The organism is Paenilisteria portnoyi (genome assembly GCF_014322795.1).
Taxonomy (GTDB): domain Bacteria; phylum Bacillota; class Bacilli; order Lactobacillales; family Listeriaceae; genus Listeria_A; species Listeria_A portnoyi.
This window is the reverse complement of record NZ_JAASTT010000002.1, coordinates 236,779-262,204: the sequence shown is the minus strand read 5'-3', so window position 1 is coordinate 262,204 and position 25,426 is coordinate 236,779. Positions and strand designations below refer to the sequence as shown.

Below are 25,426 nucleotides of genomic sequence, written 5' to 3'. Positions count from 1 at the left end.
CACGGAAGTAGAAAGTTTGATGACTTCTGTGGAGACTGGGTTGAGAGAGGTTGGTAGTGGGAAAGGATTTAATGCAGGAACAGGGACTTTTACAATTCCATCTCCAGATAATTTAGCTTGGACAACAGTTATTGCTAAACAAGTAAAGCAAAATAATACTCAATTTTTAGAGGAAATGCGGAAAAAAGTTCCGCATTTATCGGAAACAGAAAAATCTAAGCTATTTGAATTAGCTCAAACGAATTCTGAGATAGAACCACCTCAAGAAATTATTGATTATTTTATGAATGATGTAGATGAAATTCCAACATCAATAAAGGATAGTTTGCCACAAGATTTAGTTAATGCAGGTGTTGAGTCAAGTGGAAAAGCTACGCAAAATTTTGGTTTTCTACTCACTACTCTAACAGGGAAAATGGGACCTGGTGGGGCAGGGAATTTTGTCATGGTTAATCCCAATACATCCTCCGTAACAACGAGTATAATTAAAACTGGAAGTACTATAGCTAAGGTTGGAAAATTTGGACTTCCTATTGTTGGTGGTATTGTTGATGGTGTTACTCAAATTTCGCAAGGTGAAGATGTTGGAGATGCAGTCGTGAAGTCTGTTGCCCATGTGGGAATTGGGATTGCAGGTGGAGAAGCGGGTGCAGCTATTGGAGGTGCAATCGGTACGGCAATTCCGATACCAGTAGTTGGTACTCTGGCAGGTGCAGCATTAGGATTTGTTGTAGGAGTAGGGATCACAGCCGTAGGTAATTATATTTTTGATAAGATTTATGATAAAAAGGATAAAATTATTGCGGGAGCAAAAGATATCGCTGAAGATGTTGGTAAAAGTATAGGAGAAGGAGTAAAAAGTGTAGGCGATAAAATAGGAAATGCTGCTTCTGGTTTTATGAAAGGATTGGGTAGTGTTTTTGGATAGGAGAGTGAGAAAAGAATGAAATCACCATGGGTTCCAATATTTTATCACAAAGAAGAAGGTAAAAATTATTTTTATAACTTGAATGAGAAGCGAGTGGTGGAAGGAAACTACTCTACGCAGGGTACTTTTTTAACGTTACTTTCTGGAATGGTCGGAGTTATTTTATATGCGTTATTTGGCTCAGTGATTATCAAAATGTCAATCAATCATTTAGTGTTTTTGAGTATAATATTAGGAATTGCTATCAGTATATTCTTAGTTATCATCATTGATTACTTTAGCAAAAAAAGTGTCTTTGGGGAGGGGGCACCAGTGGAAAAAATCTCTCTTTATTTTGCAGAGGGAGAGAAACAGTTTAAAAAAAATATGCGACTTAGTTTCTATACGCTTTTGTTAGCTATAGGAAGTACTTTAGTGCTGTACATTTCAGATGGGGAAGCAATATTATTTTTTGCTACAGCTCTTTTTTGGATGCTGCCTATCCCTTTGTTTGTTCTACAAAGACCTTTCAAACGAAAAAAAATGTATGCTCTTTATAAAAAAAATCAATTACCAATAGAGAATGGAGAATTATGATGGAGGAATTATTACCACTTGGTTCAGTAGTACGGCTAAAAAATGGGGAACAACAACTTGTAGTTATCAGTCGTTTTCCGTTATATAACAATCAAGGTGTCATCGGTTATTTTGAATATGGCGCATGCCTATACCCCAATGGGCAAATAGATCAAACCGCTTACTTTTTTAATCAGGAAGATATTGATGAAATGTATTTTACTGGCTATATTAACGAAGCGGAAGAAACATTTCGAGTGAAAGTGAAAGCGGAACTTGAAAAAATAGCATATCCACGTCTTGAATTAATCACAAAGCATAAGAACGGATAGTCTTTATTGTAAAAAAGAGTGTGCATGAAACGAATAAAGCAAACAGACCACCGATTATATGTTGATTGGTGGTCTATCCTTTTCTGCCGTTTTACGAAGATCAGAAACGGGAGATACAAGAGAAATTAGATAAGTTAATGGCGTATAATGGTAGATCAGCAACACTATTCACGGAAGTAGAAAGTTTGATGACTTCTGTGGAGACTGGGTTAATGTTGTTGGAACAGGAGTCGCGATAGGAAGTTCTATCTTGGTAGGTGCATTAGTAAGTTCCAATCCGATTGGTTGGGGATTTGCTGCAGGTGTTTTAGTAGGTACTGGTTTTAGCTGGGCATATGATAATAATTTTTTAGGCTGGGCGGGTGATAGAGTGGATGATGGTTTACACTGGGCGGGTGATAAACTTGGAGAGGGCGTAGATTTTGCTAAAGAAAAACTAGGGGATGTTGGTGAAGCGATATCTGGAACAATTAGCAGCATCAATCCGTTCGACTAAAGGAGGCACATATGGTAATTGAAACAAAAAGCCCGCGCTATAAGTTACTGGTACGTGAAAAGGAAAATCAAATTATTGATTTAGATTCGAATTTTTTATTATGGCTTTTTCCGGCTTTTAGATGGTTTTTGGCTGTTAAAACAATCACTATCTCAGATGACAATGTTATGAAGAAAATAGTAAAAGAAATTAAACCTAAAAATAATTTCGGAGTAGTTATTATGCTGGGTGTAGTAGTAGTTTTATCTAAAATATTGAATACACTAATGAATGAATTTGCAATCGAAGGTATGCCGTTTATACAAGGAATAGTAATTGTTGTCTTTTTGGCAATGAGTATGTTGGGCTACAAATATTACCGCAGTAGGGAGAACAGAAAGATGCTTGAGCGTATTAGTGGTATCCGGCTTGAAGGTAAATATGTTATGAAAATTAGTCGTATCTCAGTGAAATATTTTATTCAAGTTTTTTTTATGCAATTAATATTATATACAGTGGTTTTATTATTTGCGTATATCTCCGTTGATATGCCTGGTATAGTGGCCTATCTTTTGTTTCTATTGAGTTTGTTTCTATATACTTTTTTCAACACAAAGATTAAATTTCCTGATAATGCTAAAATAGACTAGGAGTGTGATTATATTGTTATCTGTAGGATCTGTTGTATATTTAAATGAGGGTAGAGTAAAGATTGTAATCATGACTAGATATCCGCTTGTAGAGGCTGAAAATAAAAAAATATATTTTGATTATATGGGTTCTAAGTTCCCGGAAGGCCTAGATCCAAAGCAAACGATATATTTTAATGAAGAAAACATTGATTCTGTTGTATTTGAGGGCTATCAAGATGAGGAGGAAAAAAGGTACCAAGTAGTGTTACAGGACTTGGTGAAGAATAGCAAATACGAAAAGGGCGTTGTTTCGAGTACTATTAACACTTACTATAATAGTAGATACCATTAAAGAGGTTGGGACGCAATATGATGCTCCAGCCTCTTTACTACATAGTCCATTTTTTAACCTCTAAATCAAAACAGTGTATCATGAAGGGTATACAGATGTGGAGGAGGAAGCATTCCAAAAAGTATACGAAAAAAATTGCGACCATTTCTTATCCTAAATTTCAAATCGATTCCCATGAAAAAATCTGATTTAGTGTAGGACATGGGGAAGCGATGAGGTCATATTTGCATTTTTTATCAAAAAAGAAGTTTAACTTTTCAAAAAAAGTGGTACATACAATTATCAACTGTAAGCAAAATACATGCGAAATGTGTAGATATCTGCTATCCTTGCAGTAATCGAAATAGGGAAGAGGAGTGATGACAATGCAAATCGAAGTAAGCGATCAAGCACAACACTGGTTTAGAAATGAGTTTAACACGGCTGGCGGTAATGGAATTAGATTATTCGCAAAATATGGTGGCTCCAATAGTTCCCTACATCCTGGTTTTTCAATCGGGTTGGTATCTGAAAAGCCCACAGAAATGGCATTGCAACACAAAATCGGCGATATTTTATTCTATGTAGAAGATCATGATTACTGGTACTTTAAAGATCATGACTGGATTATTGACTACAACCCAAAAAGCGAAGAAGTAACATTTAAATTTTTCGAGAAAGTAAAATAAAGTAAGCGGGCCTCTTTCACTAGGGGCTCGTTTTATTGGCTCTATGTCAATTGTTGGGGTGAAATATCAAGGTGCGAGCTAGGGAGTCAATAGCTCGTGCCTTTTCTTAACCTACAGAGATGTCAAAATCTTTGATAAAGTGTTGTGCTAGTATTTTGGCTCGGAATCTTTCGAAGCATTGAAAGCCATAAGCGCCACGTTTTAAAACTTTGGTTCGATTGTTAATGCCTTCTACGAAGCCATTAGATAAATGTGGGTAAATAAAAGCGTTAATAATTTCTGTTTCCCAGCGTTGAAAGGTTCCGATAGCGGCAATGAACTCTGGAATATTGGCTTGTCGAACAAGTTCATAGAATTGATGTAACGCGTGACGTACATTGGTTCGTTCTTGGGCTTTGTGTGTGTTAAACCAAGCCTGATAGGCTTCTTTGATATCATAGGCTGTTTGTAAATCGGAGTCTAATTCTAAATAGCGCTGAACAAGCGTCCACTGCTCAGAGGTTAATTCATGTTTCCTTTTGTAAAAGAGGCCCTTCATGCGTTTACAGCGTTTTCGATCATAGTCATGGAATTTTTGTTGTACCCGAATACGAACTTTGGTTAAGGCCCAATAAATATAGCGGGAAAAATGAAAAGAATCCGCAATAATCAATGGGCTGTCAAGGGCTTTTTGAACGGCGCTTTTAAATGCGGAGCTTAGATCCATAATCACGATTTCTACTTGTTGTCCGCGTTCTCTGAGATAGCGTTGGATGGTTTTTATACTACGATTTTCTAAAATATCAATGGGACGCCGAGTGACAGGGTCGGCAATAATCAACTGGAACTTGCCTTTATTTGTGTCTCCTTTAAATTCATCTATAGCGATGATCTTTGGTAAGGTGGCTGGCGGTGTTGAAAAAGCATCCATACGGGCATCAAATAAGCGAATGATTTTAGAAGCGGTCGTTCCATAGGCTTTAGCGGTGTAAGTGAAGGAAGCGGAGTTAATACTATGAAACAGAGCAGCCTGATGCCAAGCGGTAGAGAAACGCTGATAGCGTGTGACAATTCCTTGATTTTTCTCATCAAATGCTTTACCACAAGGGCAATGATAGCGTCGTTTCCGATAATGAATATAGACCCGTTTTTCGGCTATTTTAAGGTGTTGAAACGAATGCGTACGATAATCTTTAATACGATTTGTACGGGTTTGACAATGAGGGCAAGCATGTTTCTTCCGTTTTAATTGAATATGAATGTGGCAGGTATCCTTCTCTATGGAATGCTCGATGAACTGGACGTTTTTATTTTCTAAACCGATGAGTTGTATGATAAAATGGTCTGGCATGGTAATATCGCTCCTTTGGATTGGGTTTCGTCACTTTTATCTTAACGGATGTTGATATTACTGTGTATTTTTTTGCCTTAAAACAAGAACAAAAAAATGTTGAGGCAGATTAATTTCTACCCCAACATTTATTATACAACCGTTTTATTTGGCGTAAATCTCCCAACTTTGGCGGAACCTATTTACTCAACGTGCTGATTCTGCTATTCTAAAGTGTAGAGAATTAGGGAGTTGAGAACTTGAAGAAATTAGCGAAATGGAGCATTCTAGGACTTATTTTAGTCTTATTTATCGCTGGATGCTCGAACAACACACAAACATCAAGCGTTACCGAAAATACACTGAAAGGCGCGAAATTCACTTTTTTCGACGTCGGTCAAGGGGATAGCACGCTTATTCAAGCTGACGATGGCACCACGATTTTGATTGATACCGGGCGCCACGACGATAATCGAATTTTGACATACCTCGAAAAAGCGAATATCGAAAAAATTGATTTGCTGCTATTGACGCACCCGCACTCGGACCATATTGGGAATGCGGATAAAGTCATCAAACAATATAAACCGAAAGAAATTTGGATGGACGGCCTCGTGTTTAACAGTTCGATTTATGAACGTGTCATCGATGCTGCATTGGCATCAGACGCTAAATATAAAGAACCGAGACGTGGTGAGAAAGCGACATTTGGACCATTTGGGATTCAAGTTTTGAGCCCAGATAAACTGTCGGATAACGCGAATAATGATTCTATCGCGATTCGTTTAACATACAAAGATATCGCAGCTATTTTTACAGGAGATGCGGAGAAATCACGCGAGCAAGAGATGGTGGACAGCGGACTTGATTTGAACGCGCAGATTCTTGATTTGGGCCATCACGGTTCATCGACATCGAACCAGCCGTACTTTTTAGATGCGGTTAAGCCAGAAGTTGCTGTTTATTCCGCTGAAAAAGGGAATTCATACGGGCACCCACATCGCGAAGTTATCCAGTGGTTGAAAGACCGCGATATTACAACATACGGAACGGATGTTGAAGGAACGGTGACGATAGAAACGGACGGTAAACAAATCCACGTAGCAACAGAAAAATTAGGGACACCAGAGCCCGGAAGTACTAGTGGCAAGCAAACCGCCGAAGAACCTGGTGCCGCAGTCCCAATGCCGGATGCAATCAATATCAACAAGGCAACAGCAGAAGAATTGCAATATCTACCAAGCATTGGCCCCGTTTTAGCAGATAAAATCATCTCAGAACGGCCATATCGAAGTATCGATGACTTGAAAAAAATAAACGGAATAGGCGATGGCATTGTTCGACAAATCAAAGAACAAGGCAAAGCAACCGTAAAGTAGGTGAATCATGAGCCAAAAAGCGATTTTAGACCGTATCGAGGATGGAAAAGCCGTTTTTCTACTCGAGCCAGACCAGCAAATATGGACAGTTCCACAAGCCAAATTACCAAAAAATATTCGTGAAGGTAGTTCTGTTCGTATTGATGGTACAAGAATCACGCTAGACGCCCAAACTACAGCCGAAAATAAAGCACGAATCGCATCGAAACTCGAACAATTACGCAGAAAAAACGGACAATAAACAAAGAACTTTTCCAAAAGTGGTTGACAGTATCCGAAATACACGATATAGTTATAAAAAATAAATAACGACTTACACATTTTATCCAGAGAGGTGGAGGGATTTGGCCCTACGAAACCTCGGCAACAGATCATTTATTGATACTGTGCCAATTCCAACAAGCATTCCATTTGCTTGGTAGATAAGGTGAGACGACAAAGACTGCATTCATATGACTGTATAATTATTCGGTACATAGATGTTTGGACTAGAATCTCCTCTTATTAACTCAAGGGGAGATTTTTTTTGTGGGTAAGGCAACTAAGGGAGTGAAGAGAATGATTGAATTCAAAAATGTAACAAAAACATTCAAAAGTGGAGGAAAAGAAATTACCGCGTTAGACGGCGTCAGTCTAACCATCGAAAAAGGCGATATATTCGGTGTCGTAGGCTTCAGTGGTGCTGGGAAGAGCACCTTGATTCGCACGGTAAACTTGTTAGAGCGGCCAACAACAGGCTCTGTCGCCGTAGCAGGAACTGACTTAACAACATTGAAACAAAGCGAACTCCGCGCAGAACGAAAAAAGATTGGGATGATTTTTCAACATTTTAACTTATTGAATTCCAAAACGGTCTTCGATAACATCGCGATACCGCTAGCTTTAATACATACAAATCGAAAAGAACGCGAAAAACGAGTACTAGAATTGCTTGATTTTGTTGGATTAGCAGATAAAGCAAAGAATTATCCGGACCAGTTATCAGGCGGTCAAAAGCAGCGTATCGGCATTGCACGGGCGCTGGCAACAAACCCAGACGTGCTACTATGCGATGAAGCAACGAGCGCACTAGATCCAGAAACGACAGGCGCGATTCTCGAACTACTGCAAAAAATCAATAAGGAGTACAATATCACGATCCTGCTTATCACCCACGAAATGTCCGTGATTCGCGAAATCTGTAATCGAGTAGCGGTGATGGAAGGCGGTAAAGTTATTGAAGAAGGCAAAGTATTCGATATCTTCTCAAATCCACAAAGTCAAACCGCGAAAAATTTCGTGAAGACTGTTATCAACGACGATATTCCAGCCAGCGCTTGGAAGCTAATTCAAAATCATGATGCTACCGTTTGGAAATTTACGTTTGTTGGAGAATCATCAGGAAACCCGCTACTTTCCAATATTGCCAAACAATTTGATGTCAATGTTAGTGTTTTAAGTGGGAATATTTCGGAGATCCAATCGATTCCTTTTGGATATATGGTTGTGGAAGTCACAGGTGAGCCAGAAGAAATCGCGAAGGCCCATGCATACGCAAGGACACAGAGCGTCAAACTAGAGGAGGTGGGAACACATGGAAGTAACATCTGAACAGCTATTGACAGCTTTTACTGAAACACTTTATATGGTGACTTGGTCGCTCTTGTTCGCCTGCCTCATAGGAATTCCACTTGGCGTCCTACTTGTTGTCACACGAAAAGGTCATATTTTGCAAAATACAGTGATCTTCAATATTTTGAATCCGATTATCAACATTTTGCGCTCTGTACCATTCATTATTTTACTAGTAGCTTTGATTCCAGTGACGCGCTTTATTGTCGATTCCAGTATCGGCGTCAAGGCCGCGATTGTCCCGCTCGTTTTCTACGCAGGACCTTACATTGCAAGGCTTGTTGAAAACTCACTTTTAGAGGTGGACCAAGGCATTATTGAAGCAGCCCAAGCAATGGGCGCGAACGCTTGGCAAATTATTTGGCGGTTCATGTTGCCAGAAGGGCTTAGCTCACTGATTCTGACACTAACTACAGCAACGATTGGACTAGTTGGTGCGACTGCGATGGCGGGAGTCGTTGGTGCCGGCGGAATCGGAAACTTGGCGATTACGTACGGATACCAGCGTTATGATAATATTACAATGCTTGTTACAGTCATTATTTTGGTCGTCATCGTTCAAAGTGTACAGTCACTGGGGAATTTCATTTCTCGCAAAATCCGCCGCCGATAAATGCCGGCGCCGTCTTCGTGAGGAGGCTCAATCATGAAAGACTGGAAACACGATTTTAACAATAAAAAAATAATAAGGGAGTTTTTTTAGATGAAAAAATTGGTATTGGTTTTGATTTTAGCTTTGTTAGCCGTTGTTGTTACGGCTTGTGGTGGTTCGGACGAGAAGGCGAGTGGGGATGAGAAGAATTTGGTTATTGGCGTTAGCGCTGGGGACCGGACTTGGCCTGAGATTAAGCGGATTGCTGAGAAGGATGGCATTACTATTGAATTGAAAGAATTTAGCGATTATGTCTTGCCTAACCGCGCGCTTGCTGATGGCGACTTGGATGCGAATGCCTTTCAAACGATTGCTTACTTCGATTCTTTTATTAAAGAAAATAAGCTAGATCTTGAGCCACTTGCTTCGACAGTTATTGCTCCAATGGGCGTTTACTCGAACAAGGTCAAGGATATTAAGGATATTAAAAATGGCGCTACAATCGCTGTTCCTGATGATGCTACGAACTACGGTCGCGCGTTGCTTTTGTTACAAGAGGCTGGGCTAATCAAGCTTGTTGATGATTTCGATGGCAATGGCTCACCAGAAGCGATTAAAGAAAATCCGAAAAAATTGGATATCAAACCGATGGTGGCCGGTCAAATCCCGCGTGCATTGGACGATGTGGACGCAGCCACTATTAATAACGGTGTCGCGGTTGACGCGAAACTTGATCCACTAAAAGATTCGATTTTCCTAGAGTCTGATACAGCGAAACCTTACATTAACATCATTGCCGTGCGAAAAGGAGACACGGATCGCGAAGCCTTGAAAAAAATCGTAGAAATTTACCACTCTGATGAAATGAAGAAATTTATCGACACAACATATAAAGGCAGCTCGATCCCAGCATTTGTTCCACTTGATGAGCTAGAAACGTATAAAGAAACGTGGTCTAAAAAATAAATTCGAAATACGGAGGCGTTGCACATGGTACAAGCAAAACTGACATGGTCTGAGGCCATTGAAACAAATATTGAGGCGCATCAAGACTTTTACATTGAAGTGAGTCATGACATTCATGATCATCCTGAAATCGGCAACGAAGAATTCTACGCAAGTGAAAAACTGGCAACAATCCTTGAAAAAGCTGGTTTCACGGTAGAGTTAGACGTAGCAGGTCACAAAACGGCTTTTCTTGCTCGTAAAAAAGCGGAGAAGCCAGGCGCAACGGTTGCCTTTTTAGCGGAATATGATGCTTTACCAGGGCTGGGACACGCTTGCGGACACAACATCATTGGCACAACGAGTGTCGCCGCAGCTATCGCGCTCGCGGAAGTCATCGAGGAAACAGGCGGTGAAATCGTCGTGCTCGGAACACCAGCAGAAGAAGGTGGACCAAATGGTAGCGCAAAAGGTAGTTTCGTGAAGCATGACCTTCTAAAAGGCATCGATGCTGCGCTCATGATTCATCCATCGAGTGATTCCGCGCTAACGACACCATCTCTCGCTGTAGACGTCCTAGAATTCGAATTTTTCGGGAAACCAGCCCATTCAGCGGCCAACCCAGAGGACGGCATTAACGCACTGGACGGACTCATTCAGTTTTATAACGGTGTCAATGCTTTGCGCCAACACGTGACTTCCGATGTGCGCATTCACGGTATCATTTTAGACGGTGGTCAAGCACCAAATATTGTTCCAGATTACGCCCGTGCCCGTTTCTTCACGCGTGCCGATAAACGTCGCCGTCTCGATGATATCACAAAGCGCGTCATCCAAGTCGCAGAAGGTGCCGCGATTCAAACAGGTACGACTTTTAAAGTGACCAATATCCAAAATGGCGTCGATGATTTCCTGATTAACAAACAGTTCAATCGCCTGTTCGCGCGTATCGCTGAGCAACTAGATGAGCCACTTATTACCGATAGCCGCGGTATTGGCTCGACAGATGCAGGGAATATTAGCCAAGTTATCCCGACAATCCACCCTTATATCAAAATTGGCTCTAGTGACCTCGTTGGCCATACCGTAGAATTCCGTGAAGCCGCAAAATCCGCAGCAGGAGACAAAGCCCTAATAAAAGGCGCCAAACTCCTCGCACTAACTGCTCTAGAACTTTACACGAATGAAACACTATTAGCTGACATAAAGCAAGAATATGAAGATACAAAACAAATTTAGTCTGCCGAAAAAGGAGATAGGTTAAGCGCTTATCTCCTTTAACGTAGTAAACATTATAAAATAATTCTATTAATTTAGAAAAAGGTATTTATTTTCACATCAAAATAGCGTATGATAGAAATAGTCACACAAAAAAGGGGAGTTATACATATGAAAAAAAGGTATATTATCAGCTTGATTCTAGTAGCTAGCATGTTCGTATTAGCAGCATGTGGAGGAGGAAAAGACACGGCGAGCGATGCCTCGAATAAGCAAGTTCTACGCGTCATTGAATCCACAGAAATTCCACTTATGGATACATCACTCGCAACAGATGGTGTCAGTTTCACAGCGATGAATCAAGTTTTTGAAGGGCTGTATACACTTGATTCAAACGACCAAATCATCCCAGCAGCAGCCGAAGCAATGCCTCAAATAAGCGACGATCAGAAAACCTACACCATCAAAATCCGCGACACAGCCAAGTGGTCAGACGGATCAGACCTTACAGCCAACGACTTCATCTATGCTTGGCGAAAAGTCGTCAATCCAAAATCAGGTGCACAATATTCCTTCTTGTACCGAGATGTTGTCGCCAACGCGAGCGATATCATCGACGGCAAAAAAGACCCAAAAGAACTCGGCGTGAAAGCACTGGACGACAAAACAATCGAAATCAAGCTAACACAAGCCGTTCCATACTTCAACTCACTACTCACATTCGGTCCATTTTATCCACAAAAAGAGGCTTACGTGAGCAAAGAGGGCAAAGATTTCGCTAAAGATTCCGATCATTTACTTTACAACGGTCCTTTTACCATGTCAGATTGGTCCGGCACAAGCAAGAGCTGGAGCTTCATCAAAAACGATAATTATTGGGATAAGAAAAACGTCAAACTAGACCGCATCGATGTCCAGGTTGCTAAAGAACCAGGCTCAGCCGTCAATCTCTACAACACTGGAAAAGTCGATCGCGCACCTTTAACTGGCGATTACGCGAGCCAATATAAAGATAATAAAGAGTTCGTCGCAGAACCCGATTCCTATGTATATTGGCTGAAATTTAATCAAAAACAACCGGATGTTGCCAACGTAGAACTGCGAAAAGCCATTGCCAAAGCGATTAACAAAGAAGCGCTAGCTGATACAGTTATCGCAAATGGGGCGACACCAATCGATGGCGAGATTCCAAACGGTTTTGCCGAGAATCCAAAAACGGGTAAAGACTTCCGCGAAGATAGTGGTAATCACCTCACATACAACGTCGCAGAAGCCAAAGCACATTTTGCCAAAGCGAAGCAACAACTCGGTAAAAGCGAAATCACGCTTGAACTAGTAGGCGACGACCAAGAATTCGCGAAGAAAACGCTGGAGTTCATTCAAAGTGAGCTAGAAACAAATCTTGACGGACTTAAAATCAACCTAAAAACCGTTCCTTATAAAAACAGGCTAGCACTTGATAAGGCGCAAGATTATACCGTCCAATTATCACGTTGGGCACCAGCATACAAAGACCCAATGACCTACATCGCAAGCTGGCAGACAGATAATAATTACAACAATATGAGCTACTCAAGCCCGGCTTATGACAAACTGACAACCGATATTTCCACAACTCTGGCAACAGATCCAGAAGCACGTTGGCAAGCCATGCTCCAAACCGAAAAAGTCTTGCTAGATGACGATGCAGCAATTGCACCACTTTATCAAAACGCCACAGCAGTCCTTGAAAAACCATACGTAAAAGGCGTAGTAAAACATCTTTTCGGCGCACCATACAGCTTCAAATGGGCCTATATAGAAAAATAAGAAGGGGCTGAGACATAACCCAGATAAATCGGCGACAAGCGTTCGCATTCAGGGGATTTGGCGGACTTCCGGTTCTCATGTACAGTCGTACACGCAGCTCTCCGGCTTCCACCAAATCCCCTGAATACAAACGCTTTCGCTCGATTTGTATAAAGCAGAATTTTTCGTCCTACCCGAAGAAATAGGCGGGCGCTTTTTGCTTTATATTGAGTTTTGTCTCAATCTTTTCTTATTTCCCAAAAACCTTTTTATCGCGTCCTGCATCCATTCCAGTAATAAATAATAACAAGGCAGCAACCACGATAATTGTAAGTGGTACCGTATAGCTATCCGTCATATCATGAAGTGCACCAAACAGTGTCGGGCCAGCTGCGGCTAATAAATACCCAACCGATTGCGCCATTCCAGACAAATCCGCCGCTTCCGTTGCCGTAGATGTCCGCAAACTAAAGAACATCATACACACACTAAAAGCCGTCCCAGAGGCCACGCCCATCATGAATACCGATGGACCAACAATCCACGCATCTCCCGCGCCAAAAATAAGCCCTGCGGTTCCAGCAAGTAGCAAAACCGTCATCATAATAACAATCGGACGTTGCGATTTCATATTGCTGGCGATAATTGGTACGATGAATGTAAATGGAATAATCCCGAGTTGGAATAAAGATAACATGAAACCAGCCTGCGTACTCGCCATTCCTTGACTAATGAGTATCGACGGCAACCAGGCGACCATTACATAAAATAAAGTCGATTGCATCCCCATAAAGAGCGTGATTTTCCAAGCAAGAGGAGAACTCCAAATGCTCTGTCTCGGTTTTTGCGCTACAGATAGGGGCAGGCTTTTCTGATTATACTTCAATTGCGGCAACCACATCAGAAGCGCGATAATCGCAAAGCCAGACCACACTACGAGAGCGCCTCGCCAACCAAAGCCTGAATTCACTGCGATTGGCACGCTAATTCCAGATGCCAACATCGCACACACGTTCATAGAAATCGAGTACATCCCTGTCATCAATCCCATTTTAAAAGGGAACTCCTTTTTGATGAGACTAGGTAACAATACATTTCCAACCGCGATAGCTAGTCCAATGAGAAACGTTCCGAATAAAAGCAGTGGAATCCCGCCAAATGGCCGAATCAAACTTCCGATTACCATCAAGCACGCTGCAAAAAAGACAATAAACTCCATGCCCCATCTACGAGCTAATTTGGACACAAAAGGGGATAAGCCCGCAAAGGCAAGCAGTGGTAATGTCGTCAAAAATCCAGTCATCGTGTTGGAAAGTGGTAAATCCATACGAACATAACTAAGAAGCGGACTGAGCGCCGTAATAGGAGCTCGTAAGTTCGACGCTACCAACAAAATGCCAATTATTAATAAAATACGACTTCGCATTTTTCGTCTTTCTTCGTCCATGGTCTCACTTTCCTTTCTTTGGTAGCACAATTTGTTTAAAATGCGAAATATACATATCAACACAATGCACAGCCGAGGCCGCGTCCTGATTTTGAATGGCTAGAATAAGATCATTATGACCAGCCCCATTCGCATCATTCATTTCCGTCGTACTCGTGATTGACATTTGAATTTCCTCGAACAAATGGGCGTACATATCAATCAAAAGGGGGTTATAAGAAGCCGCAGCAATAGCTTGATGCAACTGCCAATCCGCCTCCACAAACTTCTCCAAATTGTTTTCCATCGTAAATTGTAAACACTGATCGCGATATGTCACCATTTGTGCTAAATCGTCTTCCGTTCGTCGCAAACAAGCCAGCGACACAGCTTCGCGATCAAGCGCATGCCTTACCTCTAAAATTTCCAGCACCGCAGCGCTTTGAATTCTTTTTTGAAGTACGGCACTTAGTTCACTTGTTGCAAGCACAAATGTGCCGTCGCCTTGTTTGACTTCGAGTAGCCCGACGTGCACCAAAGCTCGAATGGCTTCTCGTAGCGTATTCCGGCTGACACCAAACTGCTCCATCAAATCTGATTCGTTCGGTAAACGGTCTCCAATTCGCCAAACGCCGTCCTTAATCATCTCTTGAATCTGGCTAGAAACCTGTTCAACTAATGATTTTTTTTGCAGTTTATGTAGCATTATTGCGACACTCCTTTTAAAGGTAGGATGATTGGTTCATAGGATATATTACAACGTTTTCAACTAAATGTAAAGCCTTGAAAGTCCTTTTTTGCAGATTTTTAGTAGAAAAAATAACTAAATTTTTCATGATCCGCAAAAATGTGCTAGAATATGATAAGGAAACGATAGGAGTGTGTTCTATGGAAGAACTATGGGAGAAATTTAAAGTAAACACAGCATTACAACGAGTTCTTATTTTTGCGCTCCTCATTTTTGTATTATATTTAGTGAGAAGCATGATTGATCTGATTTTATTAACGTTCATCTTCACTTTTTTAATTACACGATTGGAAAAAGTGATTTTAAGATGGGTGAAGGTGCCACGGAAATTAATCGTTATTGTCTTGTACATATTGATTGTGATATTTTTATATATCGCATTTACGCATTACTTGCCAATTATTATCCAGCAGATTGTTTCCACGTTCAACGGCGTCATGAAATTCTATAATAACCCAGGAAATAACGATTTTATCAAATATGTGATGAATTTGTTCAATGATTCTAATATCAAAGCCTATATTAATTCTGGTTTGAAATTTATTATTGGATCACTTAGTGGGATTGGTAGCATTGGGGTTGCCTTCTTTATGTCCCTTATATTGAGTCTGTTTTTCTCCTTGGAGCAAGAGCGTGTTGTTAGCTTTTCAAGTAAATTTCTAACGAGCAAAATGGGAGCTGTTTTCCGCGAAGTTGCCTATTTTGGTAAGAAATTTGTAGGCACATTTGGCGTTGTCTTAGAGGCACAATTTTTAATTGCAATCGTGAATACCGTGCTGACAACGATTGCTTTAATCGCGATGGGCTTCCCACAAGTGCTAACATTATCGATCATGGTATTTTTGCTAGGGCTCATCCCAGTTGCGGGTGTTATCATTTCATGTATCCCGCTTTCGATTATCGCCTATTCTGTAGGTGGTATTACAGATGTCATAGTTATTTTAATCACGATTATCATTGTGCATTCGATTGAAACCTATATTCTCAATCCAAAGCTAATGTCATCAAAAACCGATTTGCCAGTTTTCTATACCTTCATCATCCTGATTTTCTCCGAGCATTTCTTCGGCGTATGGGGTTTGATTGTGGGTATTCCAGTTGTCGTATTCCTATTCGATGTATTAGGCGTACGCGGAAATGAAGCCGAAATAAAAAGCCGCAGTTTCTGGGGCTTCAAAAAGAAGAAAACGAAATAATAAAAGGCGCCGCATCCAGTATCATTGGACGCAGCGCCTTTTTGTTATGGCCAAAGAAATTGTTTTACGGCTGTATCAACATCTTTATTTTCGTGAAGTTTACTATGCTGTGCTTTACTTCCTGTGAATACAAGTTCCTTATAACTAGCGACCTGATCAAAAATAAATTTACCAGATAGCGCGCTTGCTAAGGAAACACTCGTATCACTTTTCGTACCATCCTGCACATCACCAGCAATATTCAAAACCGCCAGCGCTACAGGTAGTGCTTTTTTGTTCGTTATAAAATTTTGATATCGCTCTGTTTTTGTCGCGGGGCCATTCTCCGTTAAATCATAAGCCGTTTTACCATCCTCACCAATGACTAGTCCGTTAAAAGGAGCGCCGATAGCAACCAGCTTCGTAACGGTTGGGAAATCAGCTTTATCGCCAGCTTCTTCCAAATAACTTGCCCAGTCAACGCCGCCCATCGAGTGACCGACAACGTTCACAGTAGGGATATGATACTCATTTTTGAGTGTGCGCATCACATTTTGCAACCAAATTGTTTGATTGGTCAAAGAACTCTTATTGTCTTCAAAAAGGATTTGAATCAATGGTTTTGTCGCAAATTTGTCCCAATCACCGGTGGCTGTTACATTGCCTTCTGGTGAGACCGAGAGAACGAGTGAACGATTAGCATCACCATTTCTAGCAAGCCGGTCCATCATGTGACCCATCGAATTCTTTGTTCCAGAATAGCCGTGTAAGAATAGGGTTGGTGTATCAATACTTTTAATTTTTACCGCGGTATCTTTTGTTGTTGTTTTCTTCACAGTGGCATCTGTGGTCTGGGGCTGCTTTTCCGTCGCGTCATGTGTCGCGAAGATGAAGCCAAATCCCACAGCGAAGACCGCTAAAATAGTAAAAGTGATTAAAATTTTCTTCATTTCGTCGACTCCTTAAATCCCCATAAGAATTTAGCAACATACTCATCAACCACTGGTAATTCATGCATGTTACTATGTTTTGCGGTTGGACCAGTCAGCGTGTGAGCTTCCACATATTGATTCGTAAATAGCTCTTTGCCGTACATCACACTATCAATTTTGACCTCACCATCACTATTCGAACCGTCTTCCAAATTACCACCAATAATCATAATTCGCGTCGTACTTTTTAGTTTCTGCTCCATCTGTTTTGCGAACTTGGTATGAATAGCGCTCGCATTGTCCAAATCGACTTCCTGATCGCCGTTCACATACTCTTCCGGATAAAAGGGAACAGCTAAAAAGACAATTTTCTCAACCTCCGGATAATCTGGATTGTTAGCATAGGAAGCGAGGTAAGAAACCCAAGCACCGCCACCCATCGAGTGTCCGGCGGCATTAAACTTTGTCACATCATAGTGATCTTTCAAATAGCGCATCACTTTTTTCGTCCATAAAGATTGTTGTGTCACCGTTGCACGATTATCAGCAAAAACAATATTAATAAGTGGATTATCCGCTCGTTTGCCGTTATACGTTCCTTTTACAGAAATATCACCAGTTGGGCTTACCTTAACAGTCAAAGCATCCGTCGCCCAATCGTATTTCTGATCAAAACGGCGAATCATTCCGTGAAGCGATCTATCAGTCCCACGATACCCGTGAATAAAAATTGTCGGTGTCACACTTTGATTCACCTCCCGATGCGTCCCATTCAATTGAAGTAATAACAGTACGGAAGCCGCAACAAAAATAGCTGATAACAATCCCATCCATAAACTTTTTTTCCACATAGGCAAAATCCTCTTTTCTAAAATAACAACATCTTTATAAAGTATACAAGTTTTTTCGGGAAAACGCATCTTCTATCCTATGAAAATGACATCTTTATTTTTACAGGGGAATGTATTTATAGTATACTGAACACAAACACGTAAGAAATGAGGGAGTAGAATAATATGATTAAACGTACAGCAGAGGTTGTCCTAGCTGTTATTGGAATGCTTTTCGGATTAGTAACCTTAGTTGGTTTTACAGCGATAGGGTTTATTATCGATAGTGCCGCCAGTACAAAAGAGGGTGTGGCATCTTTCACGCGAAGCTATTACCAAAGTCTAGAGGAATCAGGTATTTCCGCGTCGGATGTGCCGAGTGCTAAACAAATTCTTGATATGGTGCATACATATGCCATTCTTGCTCTAATTGCAACGATTGTTTTCACGGTCTTGCTAGTTATTGGCTTGATTTGCATTACTGGAAATAAGAAGCCTGTACTTGCTGGATTTATGTTCCTAATCGCAGGTATTATCGTTACAATTGGTGGCTTTGTCGTAGCTGGATTTGTACCAGGATTATTGCTAGTCATTGCAGCAATTCTTAGCTTCGTCCGTAAGCCCAAAGATCCATTTTTAGCCTAGAGAATATTATTTTTGTGAACCGTGTCTTTTGCTAGATGCGGTTTATTTTCATTTAGAGTGGGAAAAGGAAGAAAGACATCTATTAGGAAGGGGAGGTATGAGATGAAAGATAGGAAGAATTGGGTGCTGCTAGGAACGGCTGTTGGTGCCATTAGTGGAGTTATCGCCTATGTGCTATGGAATCAAAAAACATTGGATCCCTTTGAAGAGGGGAAAGAAGAGCTTGATTTGGAAGAAAATAATATGATTTCAGAAGGTGCGATGACGAGTATTGATTATGAAAATAGAAGACAAGCGCTAAAAAAATAATGATCTTATGGCCTACCGCTAAGCATCTTCACTCGCAGTAGGCTTTTCTCATCTCGATATTTCTATTCTTTCTCTAGAAGCCGTTTCCCTTTTGGGGTAATGTGATACGTTATATCTTCTAAATGATATACTCGAAACACATACCCATAACTTTCCAACGTGTAGAGGACAACTAGAATTATATCTTTACTAAGGTTCGTTTTTCTCTCTATCTGAGTACTCGCTTTATTGAAATGCGTGAGCGATAGACCACCATCATCTAAATGACGCAAAATCGTAGTCAAATGCTTGTTTATTTCTCGTTTCATTTCCCCTTCACCTCTATTTCCATTCATCCCACTAGTCTATTATCCACTGTAAACACACGCTGAAAAAGTCCTTACTGTACTAAATTTAACAATCACCTCCGATACCTAGAGAATCAATAAGTTCATTGATTTATCACCCCCATTCAGAGTATAACCTTTGTAAAGAAAAAATAAAAATCAGAATCGATAGAAAGTGTATCGAACGAATCAAAAGGGTGTTTTTCGATGGGAGTTTTAAAGGTGTGCTAGTAAGTTAGCGCAAGATTTGATATAGTAAGAACTAAGAAATCGTATACATAGAATATACTTGTAGAATAGTTGGAGTAGGACTCTAGTTGTAGTGAAAGTTCAAACCCGAGTAGCTTACTGAAATCCGGAATCTATTTTATGATAGTTGTATAGTAAAGCAAGGAGGACATAATCATGAGAGGAATTATTATTGGAGTATTAGTTGCAGCGCTCATCATTGCAATCATTGTTTTCCTTTGGCCCGCGATTATGGCGGCGCTTGGAGCGGCTCTTGGTTATTGGGCTTTAAGACAATTCATGATAGCAAATAGTACAGGAGAGAAGATTTTGTACGGCATACTTATCGGTGTTGGTGCATTAGTTATTTTATCTAATTTGCATGGTGTTCTCACAGTTGCCATTGTTGTAGCGTTGATCTACTTCTTAACAAAGAATAAGCGTAAGACAACAAACACGAATACATTTGATTACTAAATAGATATTAAACAATTGGAGGAAAAAATAATGACAAACTTTTTTAATAAATTTAAACAAGCAGTGAATAACGATTGGGATGCAATGAAAGAAAAGCGTGAAGAAAAGAAACGTAATTCCGTATCTTATTATATGGACCAAACGAAGAAAGAAATGAAAGATATCGAACGTGCTGTTGACAAACAACGCGAGCTGAAGTCTTTATTCTATAAAGAATGTACAGAAATTGAAAAATACATCGAAAAACGCGAATATCAAGCAGGAATCGCGGAAGAAGCTGGCGAAACTAAGCTAGCGAATTTTGCAAAAGAAGAAGTAGCGCAATATAAAGAGCAATTAGCAACAACGCAAGGACACTACGATAATGCTACAGAGCAATTAGACAAGCTAGAATTAAAAATGCACGAAATGCGCTTGAAATGGAAGAACCTAAAAACACAACACTTAGCCGAAACAGCTGAAAAAAATGCAGCAGAAACAGCTGAAAAAATGGATAAAGTCATCCATGATATGAGCTGGGGCAGTGTTACAGATTATCATGAAGCACAAAAGCAACGTGATCTTGCTAATACGGCTAAAAAACAAGCAGATATGACAAGCGAATTATCGCAAACATTTGACGAACTAATGGCTGAACTCGAGAAGAAAACAGCAAAAGGCAAAGAAGCCATCAAAGGAAAAACGCAAGATTTCACGCAAATGGTTGATGAGATTATCGAACGCGAGAAACAAAACTTCAAGAAAAAAGACAATGCTTCGATGGAAGAAATGTTAGAGGATTTGGAGCGTGACGCGAAGAAGCAAGCGAAGGAAGAAAAATCAGAGGAAGAAAAAGAAGTCCTCATTCCTGAACTTGAAAAGAAAGATGTTCCAAACGAAGATAAAAAAGAGCAAGAATAATTAGGCACACGAAGATACAGACTTTCTCGAAACAAGAGAAAGGCTGTATCTTTTTTATTATATCCTTTTTTATCTGAAGACAAGGAATGCTGTACCTGATTTTCACCATCTAGATGTATAATAATTGGAATCAGGGGTAAAGAAAGAGCGTAAAGAGGTTGCATTTTTTAAAATAAGTTGTATAATAATTGGTATAGACCAGTTATGGAAGGGATGTTTTATAATGACTTCAAAAGTAATCAAAAACGCAGTAATATACACAGGCGATTCCGTTATCGAGGAAGGTTTTGTGAGGTTTGATAAGACTGTTAGTGAAGTTGGCCCGATGACAAGTTATCAAGAAGTGGCGGGCGAAGAAGTTGTAGACGCCAAAGGTCAGAAGTTAGTACCAGGATTTATCGATGTTCATTCTCATGGTGGCTTTGGTTTCGATGCAATGGACGCCGATCCTGTGAAATTAAAAAAACAAGTGCAAGGTATGTTGAACGAAGGAATAACTACGTATTTCCCAACGACAATGACGCAATCTAGTGAGAATATTGAGAACGCATTAAGGGTCATTGACGAAGTAGCGAAAGATGAACCTTTAATCGGTGGGATTCATTTGGAAGGTCCGTTTGTGTCACCGGTTTTCAAAGGTGCTCAGCCAGAAGAATATATAACCGCGCCTGACCTGGAGCTTTTCAAAAAATGGTTTAAGGCAAGTGGGGAACGTATTAAATTAGTGACATATGCGCCAGAACACAGCACATCGCCAGCTTTTGAGGATCTTTGTATCGAACTTGGTGTTGTCCCATCTGTTGGGCATTCTAACGCAGTTCGTGCGGAGTTGATTCCTAGTAAGGCGAGCCATGCGACACATATGTATAATGCTTGTCGTCCGCTACATCACCGCGAACCAGGTGTTGTAGGGCACGTTATGTTGGAGCCGAGTATTCATGCAGAATTGATTGTAGATGGCATTCACGTGCATCCTGACATGATTAAACTGGCATACAATGTGAAGGGACCAAAACGAATCAACATTATTACGGATGCGATGCGTGCGAAAGGAATGCCGGATGGCGACTATGAATTAGGTGGTCAAAAAGTATTTGTGAAGGATCGCCAAGCGCGTTTGGAAGATGGAACGCTTGCTGGAAGTGTGTTAACGTATGACGATGCTTTCCGCAACATGGTAAAATTCACTGGTTGTTCGATTGAGGATGCGGTATTGATGTCCTCGGTTAACCAAGCAGAGGAATTTAAATTAGATTCAAAAGGCGGTATTGAAGTAGGTAAAGACGCTGACTTTAATCTTTTGAATGATGCGCTTGAAATCCAAGCAACCTATTCATTCGGGAAAAAACATAGCAAACAATAGGAGGAAATAATTCATGAATATTATTGTAAAAGAGTCAAAAGCAGAAGCATCAAAAGAAGCTTTTCAACTAATCGAGAAAGCCATTAAAGCTGGTGAAGTAAAAACGTTAGGTCTTGCAACTGGAAGCACACCAACCGATTTATATAAAGAGTTTGTGAATAGTGATGTAGATACATCGAACTTGGTTTCTGTGAACTTGGATGAGTATGTTGGACTTTCAGCAGAAAATCCAAACAGCTATCATTTCTATATGAACGAGGCGTTGTTCTCGAAAAAGCCGTTTAAAGAAAGCTATTTGCCAGATGGTTTGGCGGCAGATGGAGAAGCTGAATGTGCGCGTTATGAGCAAGTTTTGGCAGATCATCCAATCGATATTCAAGTGTTGGGAATCGGTACAAATGCGCATATCGGTTTTAACGAACCAGGAACGCCGTTTGAAACACCAACGCATAAAGTTTTGCTAACGGAATCAACGCGCGAATCGAACAAGATTTATTTTGAGCGTGAAGAAGACGTACCAACACACGCCTATTCGATGGGAATCAAGTCGATTATGGGCGCTAAAAAGATTATTTTACTAGCGTTTGGCGAAAATAAAGCACAAGCGATCAAGGATACGGTGGAAGGCAAAGTGGACGTAAGTGTTCCAGCTTCTGTCTTACAAAACCACCCAGATGTGACGATTGTTGTGGATAAAGCCGCAGCATCCTTGTTATAAGAAATAAAGAGCACCAAGCTAAATCATTTTAAGGATGGAATAGCTTGGTGTTTTATGATATACTTCATTTCTACAAAAAGAAGGTGTAAATGATGATAGATAAGTCGTCGGGGATTCCGATCTATATTCAAATTCAAGGTGAGATTAAGCAGAAAATTGAAGATGGAACATGGCAGGTTGGCAAAGCAATTCCAGCTGAAAGGCAGTTAGCGGAAATGTTTCATGTGAGCCGAATGACGGTTCGCCAAGCTATTCAAGGGCTTGTGGATGATACGATCTTGCAACGACGTGTTGGTGCTGGGACATATATCGCAGAAAAAAAGATGACAGAACATTTAGAAGCGGTTACGAGTTTCACGAATTTAATGATTCATGAGGGAAAAACGCCATCGTCGCGAATTGTTTCTTACGGTATTAGACCGGCGAGTACGCAAGAACGTGAGGCGTTGCAATTACCTGAGAACAGTAATGTGATGCGGATTGAACGGATACGTTACGGGGATAAGATACCAATTCTATTTGAAGTGGTGGTTGTTCCAGAAAATATTGCTTCGTTATTGAATAAAGAAGATATTATGGATTCGCTTTATGAAGCTATTTTGTCGAAGTTGGGTCAAAATATTGGAGAAGCTGAGCAAATTATGGAAGCCGCACTCGTTTCTGAAAAAGTGGCACCGTATTTGGATGTGAAGCTTGGTTCGCCGGTGATGAAGTTACGTCAAATTACATTTTTACAAGATGGTAGGCCATTTGAATTTACGCGTTCACAATATGTTGGGAATCGCTTCCAATTCGTGGCGCGAGTGAAGCAATAGTTTATAGGGAAGAGGTCGGGAGTCTTGCATGGGCTTGCGGCTTTTTTGTGAAGCAGATTAATGTCGTAACGAGAGGTTGCATGGTATCTTAGAAGGTAGATGATTTCAAAGGGGGCGGATAGATGGTGAAACAATGGTTATGGTGGGGTGTTGGGTGCGTTGTTGCGATGTGTTTGTTCTTAATTCCGACGACGCTAGCAGAGGCACACGCTTATTTGCAAAGTTCGACGCCAGTGGACCAGTCAGCAGTAGACCAATCGCCTAAAAAAGTTGTGTTGACGTTTACGGAGATGATTCAAAATGAGTATCCATCGATTATCGTACGGGATTCTGATGGCAGACGAGTGGAAAAAGGGAAGGCGTTTATTAATCCAGAAAATGATCATGTTGTGGAAGTTGGGTTACAAGACGGCTTGCCAGCGGACGTTTATAGCGCAGAGTGGCGAGTTGTCTCAGCCGATGGGCATCCAGTCTCAGGTGTGATATCCTTTAAAGTCGGGAAAACAGAGCAGAGTTTTGCTGCAAATAGCCAATCAGGAGCGAGTGCGACCTCTTCTTGGCCGAGTACAGTAGTCAAAGTGATTTTATACATAGGCTTTAGTTTGATGTCGGGTGTGTTGTTGTTTTTCTTGGCGTTGTATAGGGGTGTGGTGACTCCTAGGTTGCGTAAGAGACTGGCTCGTTTAGTGGCGGCGGGAATAGGGCAACTTATCGTTGGATTGCTATTATTTTTGCCAGTGCAAGTTCATATTTATACGGGGGGAAATAGCTGGGATTTCAAGGCGATGGCGACATTGGTAAAGTCTTCGGAAATTGGACATTTATGGCTTATTCAAATAGCAGGACTGTTAGGCTTAATTGTGAGTCTTCTCTTTATTTTCAGGAAAAGTAGATTAGAAAAGATCTGGCTATGGCTTGTACCGCTTTCGTTTTTGATCGTGATATTATTTGCGAAGGCAATGCAGGGTCATGCGGCGGGTAGTCCAGATAAGGCAATCGCGATTCCAATGGATTTCTTGCATCTTGTGAGTGCTTCTGCATGGGTAGGTGGCATCATGGTGCTGTTTTTACTCTTGGCAAAACAACCAGAGGCAAAAGTCGCATGGAATCGATTTAGTCCTTGGGCTGCGAGCTTTGTGGGGATGATTATTGTGAGTGGTTTGCTGATGAGCGTGATGAATCTAGGTTCGATGGCGAAATTATTCACGACGGAGTACGGCAAGGTTATTTTACTGAAAATAGTGCTGTTTCTCGTGATGGGCGCGCTTGGCTTGGTTCATTATTTATACATGCGGCAGACTGGAAAAATGATGTCGGCAAAAACAGTTGTCGCCGAATTTGGAATTGGCCTAGTCATACTTGGTGTAGCAGCATTTTTGACGAATGTACAAACACCACCGCCAGCGCCACCACAAGCTTTTTCGCAAAAAGTAGCAACGGATTCTGGTTTTGTTTCACTAAAAGTTGCTCCGGCGATTGTTGGCGATAACACGTTTCTAGTTGCATTTACGGATCAGGATGGTCAGATGCGGACGGATTTTCAGAAGGTCACACTGACGGTAATTCCATCGGGTAATAAGAAAGCGACAGAGTTTGAGGCAACAAAGAATTCACAAAATGAATATGCGGCAAGTGGTCTATATTTGAATGCGACAGGACGTTGGGAAATCAAGGTTCACGCGCTGACAAAGGACTTTTCAGAGATTGACAAAAGTTTTACCATAAAAATAAAACAATGAGGAAGTGTATG

Annotated in this window: 29 protein-coding genes, 1 pseudogene and 1 riboswitch; of the genes and pseudogenes, 24 read left to right on the top strand and 6 right to left on the bottom strand. The window is 40.8% G+C overall.

Going from position 1 to position 25,426, the window contains the following annotated elements; all coding sequences use genetic code 11:
• The 8 genes and pseudogenes from HCJ66_RS16055 to HCJ66_RS02735 form a co-directional block, all read left to right on the top strand.
• Nucleotides 1-928, top strand: a pseudogene (locus HCJ66_RS16055) (hypothetical protein); the annotation flags it as partial.
• A gap of 15 nt (nucleotides 929-943) precedes the next feature.
• On the top strand, nucleotides 944-1,504 hold the full coding sequence (locus tag HCJ66_RS02765) for a hypothetical protein (protein WP_187131768.1): 561 nt from the start codon (nucleotides 944-946) through the stop codon (nucleotides 1,502-1,504).
• Entirely contained in the window at nucleotides 1,504-1,815 is a 312-nt protein-coding gene (locus HCJ66_RS02760; protein WP_187131787.1) for a DUF4176 domain-containing protein, read from the top strand. Before HCJ66_RS02765 ends, HCJ66_RS02760 begins: the two co-directional genes overlap by 1 nt.
• 68 nt (nucleotides 1,816-1,883) lie before the next feature.
• Nucleotides 1,884-2,054, top strand: coding sequence for a hypothetical protein (locus tag HCJ66_RS02755; protein ID WP_187131767.1), 171 nt, complete (start codon nucleotides 1,884-1,886; stop codon nucleotides 2,052-2,054).
• Between the two features lie 11 nt (nucleotides 2,055-2,065).
• Nucleotides 2,066-2,311, top strand: a complete 246-nt coding sequence (locus HCJ66_RS02750; protein WP_187131766.1) for a hypothetical protein — start codon at nucleotides 2,066-2,068, stop codon at nucleotides 2,309-2,311.
• An 11-nt stretch (nucleotides 2,312-2,322) separates the two neighbouring features.
• The gene (locus tag HCJ66_RS02745; protein ID WP_187131765.1) at nucleotides 2,323-2,940 is read left to right on the top strand and encodes a DUF443 family protein; all 618 of its coding nucleotides are present in this window, start codon (nucleotides 2,323-2,325) and stop codon (nucleotides 2,938-2,940) included.
• A 13-nt stretch (nucleotides 2,941-2,953) separates the two neighbouring features.
• Entirely contained in the window at nucleotides 2,954-3,274 is a 321-nt protein-coding gene (locus HCJ66_RS02740) for a DUF4176 domain-containing protein (RefSeq protein WP_187131764.1), read from the top strand.
• A gap of 365 nt (nucleotides 3,275-3,639) precedes the next feature.
• Nucleotides 3,640-3,942, top strand: coding sequence for a HesB/YadR/YfhF family protein (locus tag HCJ66_RS02735; RefSeq protein WP_181675325.1), 303 nt, complete (start codon nucleotides 3,640-3,642; stop codon nucleotides 3,940-3,942).
• Nucleotides 3,943-4,048: 106 nt separating this feature from the next.
• Here HCJ66_RS02735 and HCJ66_RS02730 read toward each other — a convergent pair whose 3' ends face one another.
• A complete protein-coding gene (locus HCJ66_RS02730) occupies nucleotides 4,049-5,272 on the bottom strand; it encodes an ISL3 family transposase (protein WP_187131763.1) in 1,224 nt (407 codons plus the stop codon).
• Between the two features lie 263 nt (nucleotides 5,273-5,535).
• On the opposite strand from HCJ66_RS02730, the gene HCJ66_RS02725 reads away from it, so the two are divergent.
• From HCJ66_RS02725 to HCJ66_RS02695, 7 genes are all read left to right on the top strand, one after another.
• Nucleotides 5,536-6,630: an MBL fold metallo-hydrolase gene (locus HCJ66_RS02725; RefSeq protein WP_425489601.1), complete on the top strand. Its 1,095-nt coding sequence runs from the start codon at nucleotides 5,536-5,538 to the stop codon at nucleotides 6,628-6,630.
• Nucleotides 6,631-6,637: 7 nt separating this feature from the next.
• The gene (locus HCJ66_RS02720) at nucleotides 6,638-6,871 is read left to right on the top strand and encodes a DUF3006 domain-containing protein (RefSeq protein ID WP_187131761.1); all 234 of its coding nucleotides are present in this window, start codon (nucleotides 6,638-6,640) and stop codon (nucleotides 6,869-6,871) included.
• Between the two features lie 78 nt (nucleotides 6,872-6,949).
• A riboswitch (SAM riboswitch) is annotated at nucleotides 6,950-7,059 on the top strand.
• Between the two features lie 129 nt (nucleotides 7,060-7,188).
• Entirely contained in the window at nucleotides 7,189-8,220 is a 1,032-nt protein-coding gene (locus HCJ66_RS02715; RefSeq protein WP_187131760.1) for a methionine ABC transporter ATP-binding protein, read from the top strand.
• A complete protein-coding gene (locus HCJ66_RS02710) occupies nucleotides 8,204-8,854 on the top strand; it encodes a methionine ABC transporter permease (protein WP_181675101.1) in 651 nt (216 codons plus the stop codon). Before HCJ66_RS02715 ends, HCJ66_RS02710 begins: the two co-directional genes overlap by 17 nt.
• A gap of 90 nt (nucleotides 8,855-8,944) precedes the next feature.
• On the top strand, nucleotides 8,945-9,799 hold the full coding sequence (locus HCJ66_RS02705; protein ID WP_187131759.1) for a MetQ/NlpA family ABC transporter substrate-binding protein: 855 nt from the start codon (nucleotides 8,945-8,947) through the stop codon (nucleotides 9,797-9,799).
• Between the two features lie 24 nt (nucleotides 9,800-9,823).
• Nucleotides 9,824-11,017 (top strand): M20 family metallopeptidase, encoded by a 1,194-nt coding sequence (locus HCJ66_RS02700; RefSeq protein WP_187131758.1) that lies wholly within the window; start codon nucleotides 9,824-9,826, stop codon nucleotides 11,015-11,017.
• Nucleotides 11,018-11,167: 150 nt separating this feature from the next.
• Complete coding sequence (locus HCJ66_RS02695; protein WP_187131757.1) at nucleotides 11,168-12,805, top strand: peptide ABC transporter substrate-binding protein; 1,638 nt, start codon at nucleotides 11,168-11,170, stop codon at nucleotides 12,803-12,805.
• 229 nt (nucleotides 12,806-13,034) lie between these two features.
• Here HCJ66_RS02695 and HCJ66_RS02690 read toward each other — a convergent pair whose 3' ends face one another.
• Both HCJ66_RS02690 and HCJ66_RS02685 read right to left on the bottom strand, forming a co-directional pair.
• A complete protein-coding gene (locus HCJ66_RS02690) occupies nucleotides 13,035-14,231 on the bottom strand; it encodes a CynX/NimT family MFS transporter (RefSeq protein ID WP_187131756.1) in 1,197 nt (398 codons plus the stop codon).
• Nucleotides 14,232-14,235: 4 nt separating this feature from the next.
• Nucleotides 14,236-14,916, bottom strand: a complete 681-nt coding sequence (locus HCJ66_RS02685; protein ID WP_181675106.1) for a FadR/GntR family transcriptional regulator — start codon at nucleotides 14,914-14,916, stop codon at nucleotides 14,236-14,238.
• Nucleotides 14,917-15,098: 182 nt separating this feature from the next.
• On the opposite strand from HCJ66_RS02685, the gene HCJ66_RS02680 reads away from it, so the two are divergent.
• Complete coding sequence (locus HCJ66_RS02680) at nucleotides 15,099-16,154, top strand: AI-2E family transporter (protein WP_187131755.1); 1,056 nt, start codon at nucleotides 15,099-15,101, stop codon at nucleotides 16,152-16,154.
• 44 nt (nucleotides 16,155-16,198) lie between these two features.
• Here the strand turns inward: HCJ66_RS02680 and HCJ66_RS02675 are convergent, their stop codons facing one another.
• Nucleotides 16,199-17,083, bottom strand: a complete 885-nt coding sequence (locus HCJ66_RS02675) for an alpha/beta hydrolase (protein WP_187131754.1) — start codon at nucleotides 17,081-17,083, stop codon at nucleotides 16,199-16,201.
• Entirely contained in the window at nucleotides 17,080-17,916 is an 837-nt protein-coding gene (locus HCJ66_RS02670; protein ID WP_181675109.1) for an alpha/beta hydrolase, read from the bottom strand. The genes HCJ66_RS02675 and HCJ66_RS02670 overlap by 4 nt, the downstream gene beginning before the upstream one ends.
• Nucleotides 17,917-18,081: 165 nt before the next feature.
• Between HCJ66_RS02670 and HCJ66_RS02665 the strand changes: the two genes are divergently transcribed.
• Nucleotides 18,082-18,540 (top strand): DUF4064 domain-containing protein, encoded by a 459-nt coding sequence (locus HCJ66_RS02665; protein ID WP_181675110.1) that lies wholly within the window; start codon nucleotides 18,082-18,084, stop codon nucleotides 18,538-18,540.
• A 102-nt stretch (nucleotides 18,541-18,642) separates the two neighbouring features.
• Nucleotides 18,643-18,849, top strand: a complete 207-nt coding sequence (locus tag HCJ66_RS02660) for a hypothetical protein (RefSeq protein WP_187131753.1) — start codon at nucleotides 18,643-18,645, stop codon at nucleotides 18,847-18,849.
• Between the two features lie 62 nt (nucleotides 18,850-18,911).
• On the opposite strand, the gene HCJ66_RS02655 is transcribed toward HCJ66_RS02660, so the two are convergent.
• On the bottom strand, nucleotides 18,912-19,157 hold the full coding sequence (locus tag HCJ66_RS02655; protein WP_181675112.1) for a DUF3116 family protein: 246 nt from the start codon (nucleotides 19,155-19,157) through the stop codon (nucleotides 18,912-18,914).
• A 423-nt stretch (nucleotides 19,158-19,580) separates the two neighbouring features.
• Between HCJ66_RS02655 and HCJ66_RS02650 the strand changes: the two genes are divergently transcribed.
• The 6 genes from HCJ66_RS02650 to HCJ66_RS02625 all read left to right on the top strand — a co-directional run bounded on the left by HCJ66_RS02650 (nucleotide 19,581) and on the right by HCJ66_RS02625 (nucleotide 25,415).
• A complete protein-coding gene (locus HCJ66_RS02650) occupies nucleotides 19,581-19,880 on the top strand; it encodes a lmo0954 family membrane protein (RefSeq protein ID WP_187131752.1) in 300 nt (99 codons plus the stop codon).
• Between the two features lie 30 nt (nucleotides 19,881-19,910).
• On the top strand, nucleotides 19,911-20,780 hold the full coding sequence (locus HCJ66_RS02645) for a PspA/IM30 family protein (RefSeq protein ID WP_425489596.1): 870 nt from the start codon (nucleotides 19,911-19,913) through the stop codon (nucleotides 20,778-20,780).
• Between the two features lie 223 nt (nucleotides 20,781-21,003).
• Nucleotides 21,004-22,143, top strand: coding sequence for an N-acetylglucosamine-6-phosphate deacetylase (gene nagA / locus HCJ66_RS02640; RefSeq protein WP_187131751.1), 1,140 nt, complete (start codon nucleotides 21,004-21,006; stop codon nucleotides 22,141-22,143).
• A gap of 13 nt (nucleotides 22,144-22,156) precedes the next feature.
• A complete protein-coding gene (locus HCJ66_RS02635; protein ID WP_187131750.1) occupies nucleotides 22,157-22,861 on the top strand; it encodes a glucosamine-6-phosphate deaminase in 705 nt (234 codons plus the stop codon).
• A 92-nt stretch (nucleotides 22,862-22,953) separates the two neighbouring features.
• The gene (locus HCJ66_RS02630; protein WP_187131785.1) at nucleotides 22,954-23,676 is read left to right on the top strand and encodes a GntR family transcriptional regulator; all 723 of its coding nucleotides are present in this window, start codon (nucleotides 22,954-22,956) and stop codon (nucleotides 23,674-23,676) included.
• A gap of 122 nt (nucleotides 23,677-23,798) precedes the next feature.
• Nucleotides 23,799-25,415 carry a copper resistance CopC/CopD family protein gene (locus tag HCJ66_RS02625; protein WP_187131749.1) on the top strand — a complete coding sequence of 539 codons (1,617 nt, stop codon included), beginning with the start codon at nucleotides 23,799-23,801 and terminating at the stop codon, nucleotides 25,413-25,415.
• Nucleotides 25,416-25,426: the final 11 nt, after the last annotated feature.

Coding starts and splice junctions, on each gene's coding strand:
- HCJ66_RS02765 (WP_187131768.1), top strand. CDS start 944: ATGAAATCACCATGGGTTCCAATATTTTATCACAAAGAAGAAGGTAAA.
- HCJ66_RS02760 (WP_187131787.1), top strand. CDS start 1,504: ATGGAGGAATTATTACCACTTGGTTCAGTAGTACGGCTAAAAAATGGG.
- HCJ66_RS02745 (WP_187131765.1), top strand. CDS start 2,323: ATGGTAATTGAAACAAAAAGCCCGCGCTATAAGTTACTGGTACGTGAA.
- HCJ66_RS02735 (WP_181675325.1), top strand. CDS start 3,640: ATGCAAATCGAAGTAAGCGATCAAGCACAACACTGGTTTAGAAATGAG.
- HCJ66_RS02730 (WP_187131763.1), bottom strand. CDS start 5,272: ATGCCAGACCATTTTATCATACAACTCATCGGTTTAGAAAATAAAAAC.
- HCJ66_RS02720 (WP_187131761.1), top strand. CDS start 6,638: ATGAGCCAAAAAGCGATTTTAGACCGTATCGAGGATGGAAAAGCCGTT.
- HCJ66_RS02715 (WP_187131760.1), top strand. CDS start 7,189: ATGATTGAATTCAAAAATGTAACAAAAACATTCAAAAGTGGAGGAAAA.
- HCJ66_RS02710 (WP_181675101.1), top strand. CDS start 8,204: ATGGAAGTAACATCTGAACAGCTATTGACAGCTTTTACTGAAACACTT.
- HCJ66_RS02705 (WP_187131759.1), top strand. CDS start 8,945: ATGAAAAAATTGGTATTGGTTTTGATTTTAGCTTTGTTAGCCGTTGTT.
- HCJ66_RS02700 (WP_187131758.1), top strand. CDS start 9,824: ATGGTACAAGCAAAACTGACATGGTCTGAGGCCATTGAAACAAATATT.
- HCJ66_RS02695 (WP_187131757.1), top strand. CDS start 11,168: ATGAAAAAAAGGTATATTATCAGCTTGATTCTAGTAGCTAGCATGTTC.
- HCJ66_RS02690 (WP_187131756.1), bottom strand. CDS start 14,231: ATGGACGAAGAAAGACGAAAAATGCGAAGTCGTATTTTATTAATAATT.
- HCJ66_RS02685 (WP_181675106.1), bottom strand. CDS start 14,916: ATGCTACATAAACTGCAAAAAAAATCATTAGTTGAACAGGTTTCTAGC.
- HCJ66_RS02680 (WP_187131755.1), top strand. CDS start 15,099: ATGGAAGAACTATGGGAGAAATTTAAAGTAAACACAGCATTACAACGA.
- HCJ66_RS02675 (WP_187131754.1), bottom strand. CDS start 17,083: ATGAAGAAAATTTTAATCACTTTTACTATTTTAGCGGTCTTCGCTGTG.
- HCJ66_RS02670 (WP_181675109.1), bottom strand. CDS start 17,916: ATGTGGAAAAAAAGTTTATGGATGGGATTGTTATCAGCTATTTTTGTT.
- HCJ66_RS02665 (WP_181675110.1), top strand. CDS start 18,082: ATGATTAAACGTACAGCAGAGGTTGTCCTAGCTGTTATTGGAATGCTT.
- HCJ66_RS02660 (WP_187131753.1), top strand. CDS start 18,643: ATGAAAGATAGGAAGAATTGGGTGCTGCTAGGAACGGCTGTTGGTGCC.
- HCJ66_RS02655 (WP_181675112.1), bottom strand. CDS start 19,157: ATGAAACGAGAAATAAACAAGCATTTGACTACGATTTTGCGTCATTTA.
- HCJ66_RS02650 (WP_187131752.1), top strand. CDS start 19,581: ATGAGAGGAATTATTATTGGAGTATTAGTTGCAGCGCTCATCATTGCA.
- HCJ66_RS02645 (WP_425489596.1), top strand. CDS start 19,911: ATGACAAACTTTTTTAATAAATTTAAACAAGCAGTGAATAACGATTGG.
- nagA (WP_187131751.1), top strand. CDS start 21,004: ATGACTTCAAAAGTAATCAAAAACGCAGTAATATACACAGGCGATTCC.
- HCJ66_RS02635 (WP_187131750.1), top strand. CDS start 22,157: ATGAATATTATTGTAAAAGAGTCAAAAGCAGAAGCATCAAAAGAAGCT.
- HCJ66_RS02630 (WP_187131785.1), top strand. CDS start 22,954: ATGATAGATAAGTCGTCGGGGATTCCGATCTATATTCAAATTCAAGGT.
- HCJ66_RS02625 (WP_187131749.1), top strand. CDS start 23,799: ATGGTGAAACAATGGTTATGGTGGGGTGTTGGGTGCGTTGTTGCGATG.